This window comes from uncultured Gelidibacter sp. (assembly GCF_947500795.1).
Taxonomy (GTDB): domain Bacteria; phylum Bacteroidota; class Bacteroidia; order Flavobacteriales; family Flavobacteriaceae; genus Gelidibacter.
Genome location: NZ_CANMTE010000001.1, coordinates 1096306 through 1111131, shown reverse-complemented (window position 1 = coordinate 1111131; position 14826 = coordinate 1096306). Strand labels below are relative to the sequence as shown.

Sequence of the window (14826 nt, the reverse complement as noted above, 5' to 3'; positions counted from 1 at the left end):
AGTCGTTGTTATTTAGTGCTCAGCAAAATAATCGCATAAGGAGAGCACTGAAAATTTCCGACTATAAAAATTGTTTCGATACGTTTTCAGCTTTTCTACTTTCAGAATAGTCATAAAAACCTTCACCAGATTTTACGCCTAATTTTCCTGCACGAACCATATTGACCAATAGTGGGCAAGGTGCGTATTTAGGGTTTTTGAAGCCGTCATACATCACATTCAAAATAGAAAGACAAACGTCCAATCCGATAAAATCTGCCAATTGTAACGGACCCATTGGATGCGCCATTCCTAATTTCATAACGGTATCAATTTCTGTAACACCAGCAACACCATTATATAATGTTTCAATAGACTCATTAAGCATTGGCATAAGGATTCTGTTAGCTACGAAACCTGGATAATCATTGACTTCAACAGGGTCTTTTCCTAATTTTTTAGAAAGGTCCATAATAGTTTTGGTCACTTGATCGCTCGTGTTATACCCACGAATGATTTCTACCAATTTCATAATTGGCACAGGGTTCATAAAGTGCATTCCTATTACCTGTTTAGGTCGTGAAGTTGCCGCCGCAATTTGCGTAATTGAAATAGAGGAGGTGTTCGTGGCCAAAATGGTGTCTGCTGAACAAACCTCGTCCAATTGTTTGAATATTTTAAGTTTCAACTCACTATTTTCAGTGGCTGCTTCTACAACTAAATCTGCGTTTTTAACACCTTCAGTCATATCAGTAAACGTGGTGATATTGCTTAAAGTATCGTTCTTTTGAGTTTCACTAATCTTTTCTTTGGCAACCATACGGTCTAAATTGTTCGTGATGGTGTCAATTCCTCTTTTAAGTGACGCGTCACTGATGTCAATCAGTTGAACGTTAAATCCACTTTGTGCAAAGGTGTGCGCAATACCATTGCCCATGGTTCCTGCGCCAATTACTGCTATATTTTTCATTAAAATTTTATTTTAATTCCCTTGAAAAAGGGAGTCTTGTTTGTTAGTTTATTATTCGGAATTGCGCTTAGCAAGTACGCTCTGAACTTAAAATTGTTCAATAATCATGGTTGCTACACGTAACGCTTCGGTGCCATCGTGAAGAGTAACTACTGGTTTTGTGTTATTGTTTATAGCGTCTGCAAAGGTTTCTAATTCGTCCAAAATTGCATTATTATCAGCAACATCAGGGTTGTCAAAATAGATTTGTTTCTTCACACCTTCAGCATTTTGGAGGATCATATCGAAATCCCCAGGATTAGCTGGCGCATCTTTCATCTTAACCACTTCACACTTTTTCTCTAAAAAGTCTACAGAAATGTAAGCGTCCTTTTGGAAGAAACGTGTCTTACGCATGTTTTTTAAAGAGATTCTACTCGCCGTTAAATTAGCAACACAGCCATTTTCAAATTCAATACGTGCGTTGGCGATATCAGGCGTGTCACTTATAACAGACACACCACTTGCGGATATGTTTTTGACTTTCGATTTTACGACACTCAATATAATATCGATATCATGGATCATTAAATCTAACACCACAGGAACATCGGTTCCGCGTGGATTAAATTCTGCCAATCGATGGGTTTCGATAAACATCGGATTGTGAATTTGATGTTTCACTGCTGTAAAGGCCGGATTGAAACGTTCCACATGTCCCACTTGACCTTTTACATTGTTTTCGGCCACAAGTGTGCGGATGGTTTCTGCTTCTTCAACAGTATTGGTAATCGGTTTTTCAATAAAAATGTGCTTGCCTTTAGAAATGGCCAATTTAGCACAGTCATAATGAGATAAAGTTGGGGTCACAATATCCACAACATCTACAGCGTCTATAAGGCCTTCAATGGTATTAAAATATTTGTATCCCAATTCTGCCTCAATCTTTTTGGCATTGGTTTCATCAGCATCATAAAATCCAACTAAATCATATTTTTCTGATTGATTTAGAAGGCGTAAGTGAATTTTTCCAAGATGACCAGCACCAAGAACTCCTGCTTTTAACATAGGTTGTACGTTTTATACAAAAATAGCTTTTTTTAAGGCAGAAAAAAGAAATAATATACGGAAGTATTCCGCCATTAACGGAACGATTTGGTGATAAACATCTCCTAAAAATCCTTGTAACTTCCTTTTGTTTGGGTTAATTTAGCCAGCAAACACAACCGCTTTGAAAGATACATTTAAACATAAAGGCTTGCGCCAGCAACTTGTTGGCATTGTAAAGGATAAGGGAATTACTGATGAAAAAGTGCTTAAAGCAATCGGTAAAATTCCAAGACATCTATTTATGGATTCTAGCTTTTTGGATCATGCGTATCAAGATAAAGCATTCCCTATTGCGGCTGATCAAACTATCTCGCAACCTTATACTGTAGCCTTTCAAACGGAACTAATGCAGATTAAACCTGGAGATAATGTTCTTGAAATAGGCACAGGAAGTGGCTACCAAACCGCAGTTTTATGCGAGTTGGGCGCGAAGGTCTATAGTATTGAACGTCAATTGGAGTTGTTTAAAATCACGAGTAAATTCTTGCCGAAACTTGGCTATCGTCCTAAAAAACTCATTTTTGGTGATGGTTATAAAGGATTGAAGGAAGAGGCTCCATATGATAGTATTATTGTAACGGCAGGAGCGCCATTTGTTCCAAAACCTTTGATGAGTCAGTTGAAAATTGGTGGCCGATTGGTAATTCCTGTTGGAGATCAGGTGCAAACCATGACTTTGTTTATCAGAAAAGGACCAAAAGATTTTGAGAAACATGAATTTGGTGAGTTCCGATTTGTGCCACTATTGGAAGATAAAAATTAAGCCCTTCATTTAAAATAAATCAAATCATGTCAGTTCGAGTGTTTTGAATAGCTTCAGAATGAAAGCTGTTTAAAGTGTATCGAGGTCAGTTCGAGTGTTTTAAATAGCTTCAGAATGAAAGCTGTTTAAAATGTATCGAGAACCGTGTTCATGTAGATTTTGATTATTTCTTTGTTAGCTTCTCGATACATTTTCCAATCCCTGAGGGTCTTGAAAAACACTCGAAGTGACAAGGTGGGTGACATTTTTCAATCGATACACTCTTGGAATAAACTCGAGGTTGCCAAATTATTCAATAATATTTAGAAACTTCAACCCAAATATCACAGCGTCACCTTGATACCCGTTTTGATAAGAACGCACATAATCAACTCTTAAAAATCTGAATTTCTTAAAACCGATGTTGTCAATACCAATAGAAAACTCCTGATACGGTTTTTGATGTTCTGTTGAAAATGCATGTGCGCCAATTACTAGGTTGTAATTCAATTTGTTGATCAATGGCACCCTGCTTAAAATTAAACCTTTGAAATCATGTTCGGCGTGCATTTCTAAATAAGAATTGTTGGTGCTCAGGGCGTAATACGGCAAATTGTTGAACACGTTTAAATAAGTGCTTGATGTTCCAATGTGGGTTTGATTTCCATTAGGATGGTAATAATCCATGAAACCGATGTCATCTGCGTTAAAAAATGTCCCAGCCTTAACGTTGTATTTAAAATCGCCTTTGTTTCCTATATTAAAACGTTGCGTCAATCGGACTTTAACCTGATCGAAATTATACTGATTTTCTGAAGCAGAAAATCCCTTTTCATACCCTACAAAAAGTGTTGGGTAACTGCTATTTGGAATATTAACCTTACTGTCCGGATAACTCAAATAGTCCTGTCCAAAATTGAAACGCGCATTGAGGTTAAATTTTAGAATATGGTGCGTGTCAAAAGCAGGAATACCAAAAGCGTTCGGGTTTCGAGGATTGTTACTCGAGTAAATGTCGTTCTGATCATTGAGAAACACTTGATCTGTAGTGTTTACCAAGGCTTTGCGTCGCTCATAAGCCAAGTTGCTGTACAAGTTAATGCCATTCGATATTTCTTGAGAGTAGCCCACTTCTGCAAAACTCTTGTCATAGAGCTTCAGATAATTGTTCTCAAAAAACAAGGAACTTACTGAATTTACCAGTGGTGAAATCGGTTGCGCTTCATTAAATTGTTGTGTTTGTACACCGCCTGAAAGAGTCAAAAACGGTTTACTAATGTTGTTGAATTTGTATCTGAAAGATGCTGTAGCTCTTAAACGCTCATCCGATACGCCATATTGAAAGGTTGCATTAGCAGAAAAGTACCGACGGAACTCGTCTTCATTTTTTCGATAATAAAAATTTAATTTTGAATTATAACCCTGAACGGTATTGAACTGAAAATCGGAGAGCGGTGAACTATAGCCCATAGACCAATCTTCAAAAGAATTGCGATGACTATAACCGAATACTATGTTTCGGAGTTTAAAGTGATTGTTCTTGGCATCGATAGAATCGAGATAGGGTTTTGATTCTCTAACCGTCTGAATACTGTCTTTTATTAAATAATCACTGATTTCTTCGTCAGTTAAAGGCACAGGCCGAATGCTTTTCCAATAGGTGGAATCCTTTTTATTGGCTTCATTCGCAAATGATAAAATCTCCTTACCGAATGATTTTTTTGTGAGTTCTGGAGTGAAGTTATAATTGCTATAAACCGCTGTGTAGCGTCCATCGCCTTTAAAACCGAACATGGAATAACTAAAATCAATGCCCTGAGAAATGATGACCCAAAGTTGATCTTTATCAGAGTAAGAGAAATTTTGTGTGATGGTGATCACTTCCGCTGGCGGAATTTGTGCCTGAATCCCTGTAATGTCGAGTTCCAAAGCATAAATAGTCCATTGGTTGTCCACAATATAGATGGTTCCTGAAAAAATACGATCGTTTTCACGTCTCGGAATCACCTTAATTTTGTTGATGAGGTTGCCTTTATCATCATAAAAAACACCTTCCAATTTATACTTGTAATAATTAAAAGCATAATCCGCAATTGGCGAAATGATTTGATTTCCCAATTCAACAGTGTTGTTATAAAAATTGAAATCGACATCACTCGCTGTGTTAAAACTGAAACCGTTATTGTCTCCACTAACTTTTGAAGCGATAATTTTTTCCTTGAGTTTATTTGGGCGTAGGTATTCAATTTCTGAGATGGTTTCAGATAAATATAAAATACCACTTCTTGTCGAATCCAATCCTATTAGAAAATCGTCCATTTCTTGTCCAAAAAACTTTTCAGGCGCATTTTTTATCCGAATCAATCCGCGGGAATAAAAATCTGCTTTAAAGGCATTTATCTTTTCCAGATTTGCTTTCCGAGAAGCGATGGCTTTTTTCATGATGATATCTGCCGGATTTTCATCAGCGTTAATCACCACTTCATTTAGTGAAATTTGCTCTTCACTAAGTGTAGCATTTAATTGATAGGGAAATTGCGTTATCTCGACTTCTTTTTTAACTGTTTTATAGCCTAAAAACTGGAAGACAATGGTGTAAGTGTCAGGTTTGCTGAGGTTGAGTTCATAATAGCCTTCATCATTACTGGTGGTTCCTGTAAAGGAGTTTTCGATATAAACATTCACAAAAGGTAGTGGGCTGTTATTTTGATCGGTAATGCGTCCTTTGAGTTGTGAAAACGCTTGAAAACTGAGAAAAACAAAAAAAAGCGTGAGTAGATTTTTGGTCATTTAGTTAGTTTTAATTGCCTCATTACGTTGATTCTTATGGAATCGCAATTCATAGGTCTTTCAAACTTAACTATAAAAAGGACGCTTGCTTGTTATAACAATCTTAAATTATTGATTCCCATTGTTGTTTAAGGAAACTACTTATTTGTAGATTTTTTTAATCCTGTCCAGGTTGATTTTATTCTCACGATCTCTAATGGTATCTCGCTTATCGTAGAGTTTTTTACCTTTTCCTAAAGCGATTTCTACTTTAGCAAATCCTCTATCATTAATAAATAAGCGTAGTGGAATAATTGCAAACCCTTTCGTTTGAACATCCTTATGTAAGGATTTGAGCTCCCTTTTATTCAACAGAAGTTTGCGCTCAGCTTTTGGCCTGTGGTTGTAGTAATTTCCAAATGCATACTCTTCAATGTTCATGTTGATGACAAAAAGCTCACCTTTTTCATTAAATTCACAAAAACTTTCAGCAATCGAAGCTTTACCGCTTCTAATAGATTTTATTTCTGTACCCGTTAAAACGATGCCAGCTATATATTTATCCATCAGTTCATAGTGGAACCGGGCTTTTCTATTTTGTATGTTAATGTTTTTCTGCATAGGAAGCCAAAGGTAAAACATTTACGATAACTTTTAAAGAAGACCCATCTGTAATCTTTAAATTTGCTAATTCATATAAAAAAAAATAATATGTTACGAAACGCTCTCTTTTTAACCCTACTGTTAACGCTTTTCAATTGTAAGCAAGAGAAAAAGGAAAACATTGCAACTGAATCTGCTGAAGAGATCATTGCAAAATCCATAGAAGTTGCTGGAGGCGATGTTTTTAAGTATTCCAATATTAGTTTTGATTTTAGGGACATCCATTACAAGGCACATCGAAAAGGCGGCAAATTTCAATTGGAACGTTATTTAAAAGATTCAGTATCTCAGATTAAGGATGTGCTGAACAACGACGGATTTGAACGCTATCAACGTGATGTGAAAGTAGAACTATCGGATTCACTGGTGTCACTATATAGCGCTTCAGTCAATTCTGTACATTATTTTTCAGTACTTCCTTATGGTTTAGATGGGAAGGCTGTGCATAAAGAATATTTGGGAACGGAAGCCATAAAAGGTAAAGACTATCATAAAATAAAGGTCACTTTTTCTGAAGACGGCGGGGGTGAAGATTATGAGGATGAGTTTTTATATTGGATTGACAAGACTTCTTATCACGTAGATTATCTGGCCTATTCTTATGAGGAACTTGAGGGAATGGGCTATCGTTTTAGAGAAGCTTATAACGATAGGGTAGTGAATGGCTTGCGTTTTGTGGATTATAACAATTACAAATCAACGCAGTTGGATTTCAATTTTGAAGATATAGGTTTGATGTTTAACAAGGATGAACTTGAACTTCTTTCAAAAATAGAGCTCCAAAATGTAGTTGTAGAGCCGCTTAATTAATTGTGAGCACGATATCATTTACTGTCTCACCAATTAAAGTCACAATATAGAGGTTGCCATTGTTGCCGTCATCTATATGTTCGTATTTCTCTGAACCAATCACAGCGTTAACAAATTCCGGAATGGTATTGCTATGGCCTACCACGAGGACTGTCTTGCCTTTTGTAGCTGATTTGAAATCCTCATCAAAATAAGTATTCGTATTGTAAATGGTGATTTCAAGATTGTTTTTTTCTGCAGTGGGTTGACCTGTTTCTTTGGTGCGATGGTAATTGGTTGAATAGACAGCGTCAAAAGAAATGTGTTGAAAGATTGAACTCCAATTTTGAGCTCTTTGATGACCTACTTCGGTTAAGTGTGGATCTTTCTCAGAAGTGTCACTGCGGTCTTTTTCGGCATGACGAATAAAATAGTAGGTCGTGGTTTCTGTGGCGCTTTTCGATTGGGAAAAACTATTTAAAGAGAACAGTGTAAAGCAAACAATTATAAAAGATCGAAACATAAGAGAAGGTATCAGAGTGTTAATTTACGCTAATTCGAGTGCAATTTCAATCATTTCTTTAAAAGTACTTTCTCTTTCCTCAGCAGTTGTGTGTTCACCCGTGACCAAAGAATCGGAAATGGTCAAAATGCTTAAAGCATTCACTCTGTGCTTGGCAGCCACTGTATAAAGTCCGGAGGTTTCCATTTCTACACATAGCACTCCAAATTCAGACCATTTTTTATAAGCTTCTTCATCATCATTATAAAACTCATCACTGGTTAAGACATTGCCAGCTTTTATGGTGATGTTCTTGGTTTTTGCAACCTCCATAGCTTTATTAAAGAGTGCAAAATTGGCCGTCGGCGCATAATCAGCACCACCAAATCGTAATTTGTTTACGCCTGAGGTAGAAGAAGCCGCCATGGCCAATACGATATCCCTTATTTTGATGTCTTTTTGGTATGATCCTGCGCTGCCAACTCGTATTAAGTTTTTGACACCATATTCAGTAATCAGTTCATGAGCATAAAGGCTAATGCTGGGTACGCCCATTCCTGTGCCCATTGTAGAGATGGGTTTACCTTTATAAGTGCCGGTATAACCGTACATGCCCCTTACATCATTAAAGAGTTTAGGTGATTCAAAATATTCAGTGGCAATCCATTTTGCTCGTAATGGATCTCCTGGGAGAAGAATTGTTTCTGCAATTTCTCCTTTTTTAGCAGCAATATGTATACTCATGGGGTGTGTTAAAACCCTAAAGATATAAATTAATTTTAGGCTTTAACAGTTTTGCCTGTCATCATTGCAACGCCAGAAGAGGTACCGATTCTGTCAGCGCCAGCTTCGATATATTTGATTGCGGTTTCCAAATCTTTAATGCCACCTGAAGCTTTGATTCGGGCTTTATCTTTAACAATCTTTTTGATAATCTTAACTGCAGTAAGTGTGGCGCCGCTTTTAGAAAAACCTGTTGAGGTCTTGATAAAATCTACTTTTGCGTCTACACAAATTTCACACGCTTTTACGATTTCATTTTTAGAAAGATCACTGATCTCAAGAATAACTTTTAGCGGAACATCACCAATAGCCAACTTAACATCAGAAAGGTCTTTAAATACGGCCACATAGTTTTTGCTTCTCAATAGACCGATATTAATAACCATATCGATTTCATCGGCACCATCTTTAATTGCATTTTTAGCCTCAAAAACCTTGGCTTCTGTCGACATAGATCCTAAAGGAAATCCAACGACTGATACAATTTTTACTGCAGATTCCGCAAGTAATTGTTGGGCCAATGAAACATAACAACTACTAACGCAAACCGCGTGAAACTTAAATTTTTCAGCATCATTACAAAGGTCGATGATTTGTCTTTCGGTTGTGCTCGGATTTAGCAGCGTATGTTCAATATGTTTATTGATGTCCATAACAATTTATTAGGTTAAGTGTCGTAAAAGTACGATAAACGGTTATTTTTTCTAAGTTTATTTCAATTTTTTAGATGAACGGTAACAAATAATTTTCTTTAATTTTTTAATTATCTTTTAATGAGGTTTCTAGTGATAATTGTGTGTTCTTAAAAGAATAGATAGATGTTTAATAATAACGTGTCACCACTACAAAAAGAACAAGATTAATTCAGAATTTAGCTACATTTATAATATGTTTAACATTATAAAAATGCTTAAACAGGGTGATTTTGCAATATCAATAACAGGTAAGCTAGGGTCGATTTCTTAATTATTTGGTTGCTTGGATATTTGTCGCTATAGCAATTACAAAATTACCATGGAAGGCTCAATTCTTTAATTTCATCGCAAAAAAAAACAGCACGCATCTTTTTCAAGACTTGTGCTGTTCCTAACCAACCAATCACTAATTATAAAAATCTAATTAGTCTTTTTTATGCCGACAGGTATCTGTCAACATGATGCGTTACTCTACTTCATCAACCAATTGACTCTGATTTCTAAACACCAGTTTGTCATTGAAGGAGTCTAACAGAACAATGCTGTCTGAAGTAATATTCCCAGAAAGAAGTTCCTTACTGAGTTCGTTCAGTACCTCTTTTTGAATAACTCGTTTTACTGGTCGAGCGCCATATTCAGGGTTGTAACCTTTTTCTGCTAAATAGGCCGTTGCCTCATTGGTAGCGTCAAAAGTAATGCCTTGTTGCGCAAGCATGCGAGTCAATCCTTTTAATTGAAGGCCGACAATCTCCACAATATTTTCTTTGGATAAGGGCGTAAACATAATAATGTCGTCAATCCTGTTTAAAAACTCCGGACGTACACTTTGTTTCAGTAATCCTAAAACATCAACTTTGGCCGATTCTATAGCAGTTTCGATATCTTTAATGGCTTCAAAACGCTCTTGAATTATCGAACTTCCCATATTGGAAGTCATAATGATAATCGTGTTTTTAAAATCGGCAACGCGACCCTTATTATCTGTCAAACGACCTTCATCTAATACTTGCAATAAAATGTTGAAGGTATCAGGATGCGCTTTCTCAATTTCGTCCAGCAATACCACAGAATACGGTTTTCTTCTAACGGCTTCAGTTAACTGTCCGCCTTCATCATAGCCTACATATCCTGGAGGCGCACCAACCAAACGGCTCACACTATGACGTTCCTGATATTCACTCATGTCAATACGCGTCATCGAGTTTTCATCGTCAAAAAGATATTCCGCCAAAGCTTTTGCCAACTCCGTTTTACCAACACCGGTAGTTCCTAAAAATAAGAATGTACCAATCGGTTTCTGCGGATTTTGCAGTCCTGCGCGACTTCTTCTAACAGCATCACTAACCGCTGTAATAGCTTCTTCCTGGCCAACCACACGCTTGTGCAATTGCTCTTCTAATTTTAGAAGTTTTTCTCTATCACTTTGTAGCATTTTTGTGACTGGAATTCCGGTCCATTTAGCTACAACTTCTGCAATATCTTCATAGGTAACTTCCTCTTTAATTAAGGAGCTTCCAGATTGATTAGCTTGTAATTCTTTTTGAAGTTTTTCAAGCTGCTCTTGGGCTTCCTTGATTTTTCCATAGCGTATCTCAGCTACTTTACCATAGTCGCCGTCACGTTCCGCACGTTCAGCTTCCATTTTAAATTCTTCAATGCTGGATTTCGCGATTTGAATATTATCTACAACTTCTTTTTCGCTTTTCCATTTTGCATTGATCTCATTGCGTTCTTCTTTAAGATTCGCTAATTCTGAACGTAATATTTTGAGTTTGTTTTCGTCTTTCTCACGCTTTATGGCCTCAATTTCAATTTCCAGCTGCATGACCTTTCTATCCAAAACATCCAATTCTTCTGGTTTGGAATTGATTTCCATACGTAATTTAGACGCTGCCTCGTCCATGAGGTCAATGGCCTTGTCTGGTAAGAATCTGTTGGTAATATAACGTTGCGATAACTCTACAGCACCAATAATAGCTTCGTCTTTAATGCGAACTTTATGATGGGTTTCATATTTTTCCTTAATTCCTCGCAGAATAGAAATGGCGCTTTCGGTATCAGGCTCATCGACCATTACCTTTTGGAAACGACGCTCCAAAGCTTTGTCCTTTTCAAAATATTTTTGATACTCATCAAGCGTGGTCGCTCCTATAGCACGAAGTTCTCCTCTTGCTAAAGCAGGTTTTAAGATGTTCGCCGCGTCCATTGCGCCTTGACCACCACCAGCACCAACAAGAGTGTGGATTTCATCAATAAATAAAACAATATCGCCTTCGCTAGACGTCACTTCTTTGATGACTGCTTTTAGACGCTCCTCAAATTCGCCTTTATATTTAGCACCGGCAATTAAGGCTCCCATATCTAAAGCAAAAACCTGTTTGTCTTTCAAGTTTTCAGGGACGTCGCCATCAATAATACGGTGTGCCAATCCTTCAGCAATAGCAGTTTTACCGGTTCCTGGTTCTCCTACAAGAATTGGGTTGTTTTTTGTACGGCGCGATAAAATCTGAAGAATTCTTCGGATCTCTTCGTCACGACCAATAATAGGGTCCAACTTGCCGCTTTTCGCCATTTCATTAAGATTTTTGGCGTATTTGTTCAATGAATTATAAGTGTCTTCCTGGCTTTGTGATGTTACACGGTCGCCTTGACGCAATTCATCAATGCCTGCAGTAAGTGCTTTCTCAGTGACGCCTTGATCTTTGAGCATTTGTGCAATTTTACTGTTCGATTTAAAAACAGCTAATATCAAATGTTCAATAGACACATAATCATCCTTCATTTTTTTTGCGATGATGGAAGCTTCATTAAGTGCTTTGTTGGCTTCTCTGGACAGCATAATATCGCCTCCAGAAACTTTAGGATAGCTTTCTAATTGCTTGTCTAAGGTTTGTTGTAATAGGTTGATATTGACATTCAATTTTTTAAGAAGGAATGGCAATACGTTTTCGTCAACTTCAAAAATAGCCTTAAAAATATGCTCATTTTCTATTTGTTGGTGGCCAAAACTCTGCGCTAGTTGTTGCGCTTGCTGAATGGCCTCTTGTGATTTTATGGTATAATCGTTAAAATTCATAATTGTATCCCCAATAGCGGGTAATTTTTTTATAGGTTAATAACTATGTTGTATCTTGTTTTTCTCTGTTTAACCACAACTTTTGATTAATTTAGTATGTGATTATACTGGATAAGTCAATTACCTTACCAATTGGAAATGGGGGACAAAAAGTCAGTTAAACTCAGTAATAGCAAGACATTTAGTCAGTTTGTAAGATTTATAATGAGTTGCGACTGATTATTATAAAGGTAGCTAAAATTGGAAAGTTCTTCCGTTGATTTAGTGATAAAATATAACTTTGAAATTAATGTATTCCGATCCTTCGGAATTAAACAAAATAAATTAAAATGGGATTATTTGATAAATTATTTAATGCATCGTCAAGTGCGAATAAAGGTGGAGATGCCGCTAAAAGCTCAGGCGAGTTGTCTTGGATTGACTTGAATACGATGGAACAACTGGAGGAAATAAAAGAACGCTCCAAAACAAAACCACAATTCATTTTTAAACATTCCACACGTTGTGGAATTAGTAGAATGGTGATGAGCCAATTTAAAAAGGACTATCAGCTAGAAGAAACTGCAGCAGATTTGTATTATTTGGACTTGTTGAATCACCGTAATATTTCAAATGCTATTGCGGAACAATTTAACGTGATGCATGAATCGCCTCAATTACTCGTCGTTAAAAATGGAGTAGTGGTAAAACATGATAGTCATGGTGCGATTAATAATTTGAAGCTTGAAACTTATATTTGATACACATTAATTAAAGTTTCACTGCATTTCCAAAATTAGTCGGTTTGCAAGCTTAACTACGTTGATAATAAATAGTATATTGAAAAACAGAATGATATAAAATGTTTGAAAAACTATTTAATATTGACAAAACAAAGTACGCTTCAAACTTGAATGGTGATCATTTAAGACAAAATATTGAAGCGGTCTTTGGGCAAAGTGGCTTAAGCTTTGTTGGAAAATTCACAGCTGAAAATGAGTTTGCAGCCTATGATAAATGGACCTATATCACCTGGAACGTCCCTAATTTTAAAAGGAAAACGGCTTATTTGAAAGGCGAACTTAGAACGTCAGAAAAAGGCACCTTGGTAACGTTAGATCTTAAACCAAATCCTGTGATATCCGTTTTTCCTATTTTAACTGTTTTGCTTGGAGTAATTACCATCATAGTCGCACAATCCACTCACCAAAATAAGAGTACCTTAATTTTTGGAATCATTAGTGTTGCAGTCGGTGTTTTATTTTATCTGTTAGGAATGTTTTTTAAGAATCGGCTGCGCAACAATTTTAAGAAGTCATTGGATTTGCGACAGCTATAATGGAAGAAAATAGTTATTACATCCAATTTATGAACTATAAAAAAATCTTCAGTCGTTTTCGGGCTGAAGATTTTTTAATTGAGATAGATATTGTAATGTGCTGTTAGACAATTGCTAGTTCCGAATTTTATAGGAATTAATAATTTGCTTTAACTGCAGTTTCAAGTCTTCTCCTGTATCATAAACCATATCGGCATCGGATGGGAATGGGAGTTGTTTAAAACGAAGTAAATCAAAATCTGCTTGATTTAATGCTCGTTTATCACCTCTATAAATGGCATAATGGTTTTCAAAAACAAATTCACTTTTAATTGGAAACACATCCAAGGTTCGGTTGTTTTTCAAATCGGCATACACCACATCCGCGAGCACTTGAGTCGATTTTAATTGTCGGTATTCAATGTATCTCGCTCTCGCTTTCACAATTTTATCAATTTTAATATCCTTACCTAAGCTGTCCTTCATCACATTGCCAGCCCGATCTAATTTGTAAGTCCACCCATCCACGAATTCTTTTTCTCTTAGAAATTCTTTTTCATGAAATCGCTCCGGAGAAATATTAATCTGTTTTAGTTGCAATGCCATTGCATAGTCATAATCAATATCAGAAGCAGGATTGGCATGATAAACCGTCCAGAATTGGTTTAAACCATAAGTATCAAAATTCAACAAATCATCTTCCAGTTGCCTCGGAATAATTTGCCTGGTTTGGTTTTCGATGGTTACAATAACGTAATCGGTGCCTCGGTGGTGCGCCTCTTGCATTAATTTGCGGACATCTCTAAATTTCGGATTGATCTGATCTATGTATTTAAAGATTTTATAGGCTTCCTTAATATCGTTTTTATAATGTGAATTAAGTAACGCTAATCCTTGGTTATATGAATAATCAGAAAGGGCTAGGCGAGCGTCAACAATGTCATTGGTATAATCTGTAAAATCCAATTGTATGGTTTTGCCATTTACTTTTAAAGGCAGTACAGGTTTAATGGCTTCTTGACGCGCATCCAGGTTGAGATAAAGATTATAAATGGAATTGTAATGTTCAGGATTACCATCTTTCTTAAGATGTTTAATGCTTTTCAGATCGCGCTCATTAGCCTTTTCATAAGCTGTTTGTAACATTACAACAAAATCTTGCTTACGTTCATTATCCTTGTTGTTTTCAAGTTTTCGTAAGGCATCTTGAATCACTTGGTTATAATTCCCAGAATAAAGCGCCTTTTCCAATTGCTTTTTACTACTGCATGACGCTAATAGTACTATGAAGGCTATAAAGAGTAATTTTGTTTTCATATTTCTGGTCGTTATGAGGTTAAAGTTAACGGGATTCAAAACACATGCCAAATTCAACCATCAAGTTTTTTAGAATGCTTTGATATTATTCCAAATAAAAAGCACGAAGATAGATGGATCCTATGCTTCGTGCTTCACATTTTATATTACGAGTG

Annotated in this window: 13 protein-coding genes; 4 read left to right on the top strand and 9 right to left on the bottom strand. The window is 36.4% G+C overall.

Going from position 1 to position 14826, the window contains the following annotated elements; translation table 11 throughout:
• Positions 1–61 precede the first annotated feature (61 nt).
• Together Q0947_RS04935 and Q0947_RS04930 are read right to left on the bottom strand one after the other, a co-directional pair.
• A complete protein-coding gene (locus tag Q0947_RS04935; protein ID WP_299392467.1) occupies positions 62–949 on the bottom strand; it encodes a 3-hydroxybutyryl-CoA dehydrogenase in 888 nt (295 codons plus the stop codon).
• 87 nt (positions 950–1036) lie between these two features.
• The gene (locus tag Q0947_RS04930) at positions 1037–1996 is read right to left on the bottom strand and encodes a Gfo/Idh/MocA family oxidoreductase (RefSeq protein ID WP_299392462.1); all 960 of its coding nucleotides are present in this window, start codon (positions 1994–1996) and stop codon (positions 1037–1039) included.
• Between the two features lie 163 nt (positions 1997–2159).
• On the opposite strand from Q0947_RS04930, the gene Q0947_RS04925 reads away from it, so the two are divergent.
• Entirely contained in the window at positions 2160–2801 is a 642-nt protein-coding gene (locus tag Q0947_RS04925) for a protein-L-isoaspartate(D-aspartate) O-methyltransferase (protein ID WP_199599991.1), read from the top strand.
• Positions 2802–3089: 288 nt separating this feature from the next.
• On the opposite strand, the gene Q0947_RS04920 is transcribed toward Q0947_RS04925, so the two are convergent.
• Both Q0947_RS04920 and smpB read right to left on the bottom strand, forming a co-directional pair.
• Complete coding sequence (locus Q0947_RS04920) at positions 3090–5570, bottom strand: DUF5686 and carboxypeptidase regulatory-like domain-containing protein (RefSeq protein ID WP_299392453.1); 2481 nt, start codon at positions 5568–5570, stop codon at positions 3090–3092.
• 141 nt (positions 5571–5711) lie between these two features.
• The gene (gene smpB / locus Q0947_RS04915; RefSeq protein WP_299392813.1) at positions 5712–6170 is read right to left on the bottom strand and encodes an SsrA-binding protein SmpB; all 459 of its coding nucleotides are present in this window, start codon (positions 6168–6170) and stop codon (positions 5712–5714) included.
• Between the two features lie 90 nt (positions 6171–6260).
• On the opposite strand from smpB, the gene Q0947_RS04910 reads away from it, so the two are divergent.
• On the top strand, positions 6261–7022 hold the full coding sequence (locus Q0947_RS04910) for a DUF6503 family protein (protein ID WP_299392448.1): 762 nt from the start codon (positions 6261–6263) through the stop codon (positions 7020–7022).
• Here Q0947_RS04910 and Q0947_RS04905 read toward each other — a convergent pair.
• From Q0947_RS04905 to clpB, 4 genes are all read right to left on the bottom strand, one after another.
• Positions 7015–7524 carry a phosphoglycerate mutase family protein gene (locus tag Q0947_RS04905; RefSeq protein ID WP_299392445.1) on the bottom strand — a complete coding sequence of 170 codons (510 nt, stop codon included), beginning with the start codon at positions 7522–7524 and terminating at the stop codon, positions 7015–7017. The two genes, Q0947_RS04910 and Q0947_RS04905, sit on opposite strands and share 8 nt — an antisense overlap.
• 24 nt (positions 7525–7548) lie before the next feature.
• The gene (gene deoD, locus Q0947_RS04900) at positions 7549–8247 is read right to left on the bottom strand and encodes a purine-nucleoside phosphorylase (RefSeq protein WP_299392440.1); all 699 of its coding nucleotides are present in this window, start codon (positions 8245–8247) and stop codon (positions 7549–7551) included.
• A 35-nt stretch (positions 8248–8282) separates the two neighbouring features.
• A complete protein-coding gene (gene deoC, locus Q0947_RS04895; protein WP_299392436.1) occupies positions 8283–8939 on the bottom strand; it encodes a deoxyribose-phosphate aldolase in 657 nt (218 codons plus the stop codon).
• Between the two features lie 508 nt (positions 8940–9447).
• Positions 9448–12057 carry an ATP-dependent chaperone ClpB gene (gene clpB / locus Q0947_RS04890; protein ID WP_299392431.1) on the bottom strand — a complete coding sequence of 870 codons (2610 nt, stop codon included), beginning with the start codon at positions 12055–12057 and terminating at the stop codon, positions 9448–9450.
• A gap of 329 nt (positions 12058–12386) precedes the next feature.
• Between clpB and ytxJ the strand changes: the two genes are divergently transcribed.
• Entirely contained in the window at positions 12387–12797 is a 411-nt protein-coding gene (gene ytxJ, locus Q0947_RS04885) for a bacillithiol system redox-active protein YtxJ (RefSeq protein ID WP_299392428.1), read from the top strand.
• Positions 12798–12898: 101 nt separating this feature from the next.
• Positions 12899–13375 (top strand): hypothetical protein, encoded by a 477-nt coding sequence (locus Q0947_RS04880; RefSeq protein ID WP_299392425.1) that lies wholly within the window; start codon positions 12899–12901, stop codon positions 13373–13375.
• 114 nt (positions 13376–13489) lie between these two features.
• Here the strand turns inward: Q0947_RS04880 and Q0947_RS04875 are convergent, their stop codons facing one another.
• Entirely contained in the window at positions 13490–14671 is a 1182-nt protein-coding gene (locus tag Q0947_RS04875; RefSeq protein ID WP_299392422.1) for a hypothetical protein, read from the bottom strand.
• Between the last annotated feature and the right edge of the window lie 155 nt (positions 14672–14826).

Bases quoted from the DNA above. Each gene is read 5' to 3' on its own strand.
- Q0947_RS04935 (WP_299392467.1), bottom strand. From the start codon at position 949: ATGAAAAATATAGCAGTAATTGGCGCAGGAACCATGGGCAATGGTATT.
- Q0947_RS04930 (WP_299392462.1), bottom strand. From the start codon at position 1,996: ATGTTAAAAGCAGGAGTTCTTGGTGCTGGTCATCTTGGAAAAATTCAC.
- Q0947_RS04920 (WP_299392453.1), bottom strand. From the start codon at position 5,570: ATGACCAAAAATCTACTCACGCTTTTTTTTGTTTTTCTCAGTTTTCAA.
- smpB (WP_299392813.1), bottom strand. From the start codon at position 6,170: ATGCAGAAAAACATTAACATACAAAATAGAAAAGCCCGGTTCCACTAT.
- Q0947_RS04910 (WP_299392448.1), top strand. From the start codon at position 6,261: ATGTTACGAAACGCTCTCTTTTTAACCCTACTGTTAACGCTTTTCAAT.
- Q0947_RS04905 (WP_299392445.1), bottom strand. From the start codon at position 7,524: ATGTTTCGATCTTTTATAATTGTTTGCTTTACACTGTTCTCTTTAAAT.
- deoD (WP_299392440.1), bottom strand. From the start codon at position 8,247: ATGAGTATACATATTGCTGCTAAAAAAGGAGAAATTGCAGAAACAATT.
- deoC (WP_299392436.1), bottom strand. From the start codon at position 8,939: ATGGACATCAATAAACATATTGAACATACGCTGCTAAATCCGAGCACA.
- clpB (WP_299392431.1), bottom strand. From the start codon at position 12,057: ATGAATTTTAACGATTATACCATAAAATCACAAGAGGCCATTCAGCAA.
- ytxJ (WP_299392428.1), top strand. From the start codon at position 12,387: ATGGGATTATTTGATAAATTATTTAATGCATCGTCAAGTGCGAATAAA.
- Q0947_RS04880 (WP_299392425.1), top strand. From the start codon at position 12,899: ATGTTTGAAAAACTATTTAATATTGACAAAACAAAGTACGCTTCAAAC.
- Q0947_RS04875 (WP_299392422.1), bottom strand. From the start codon at position 14,671: ATGAAAACAAAATTACTCTTTATAGCCTTCATAGTACTATTAGCGTCA.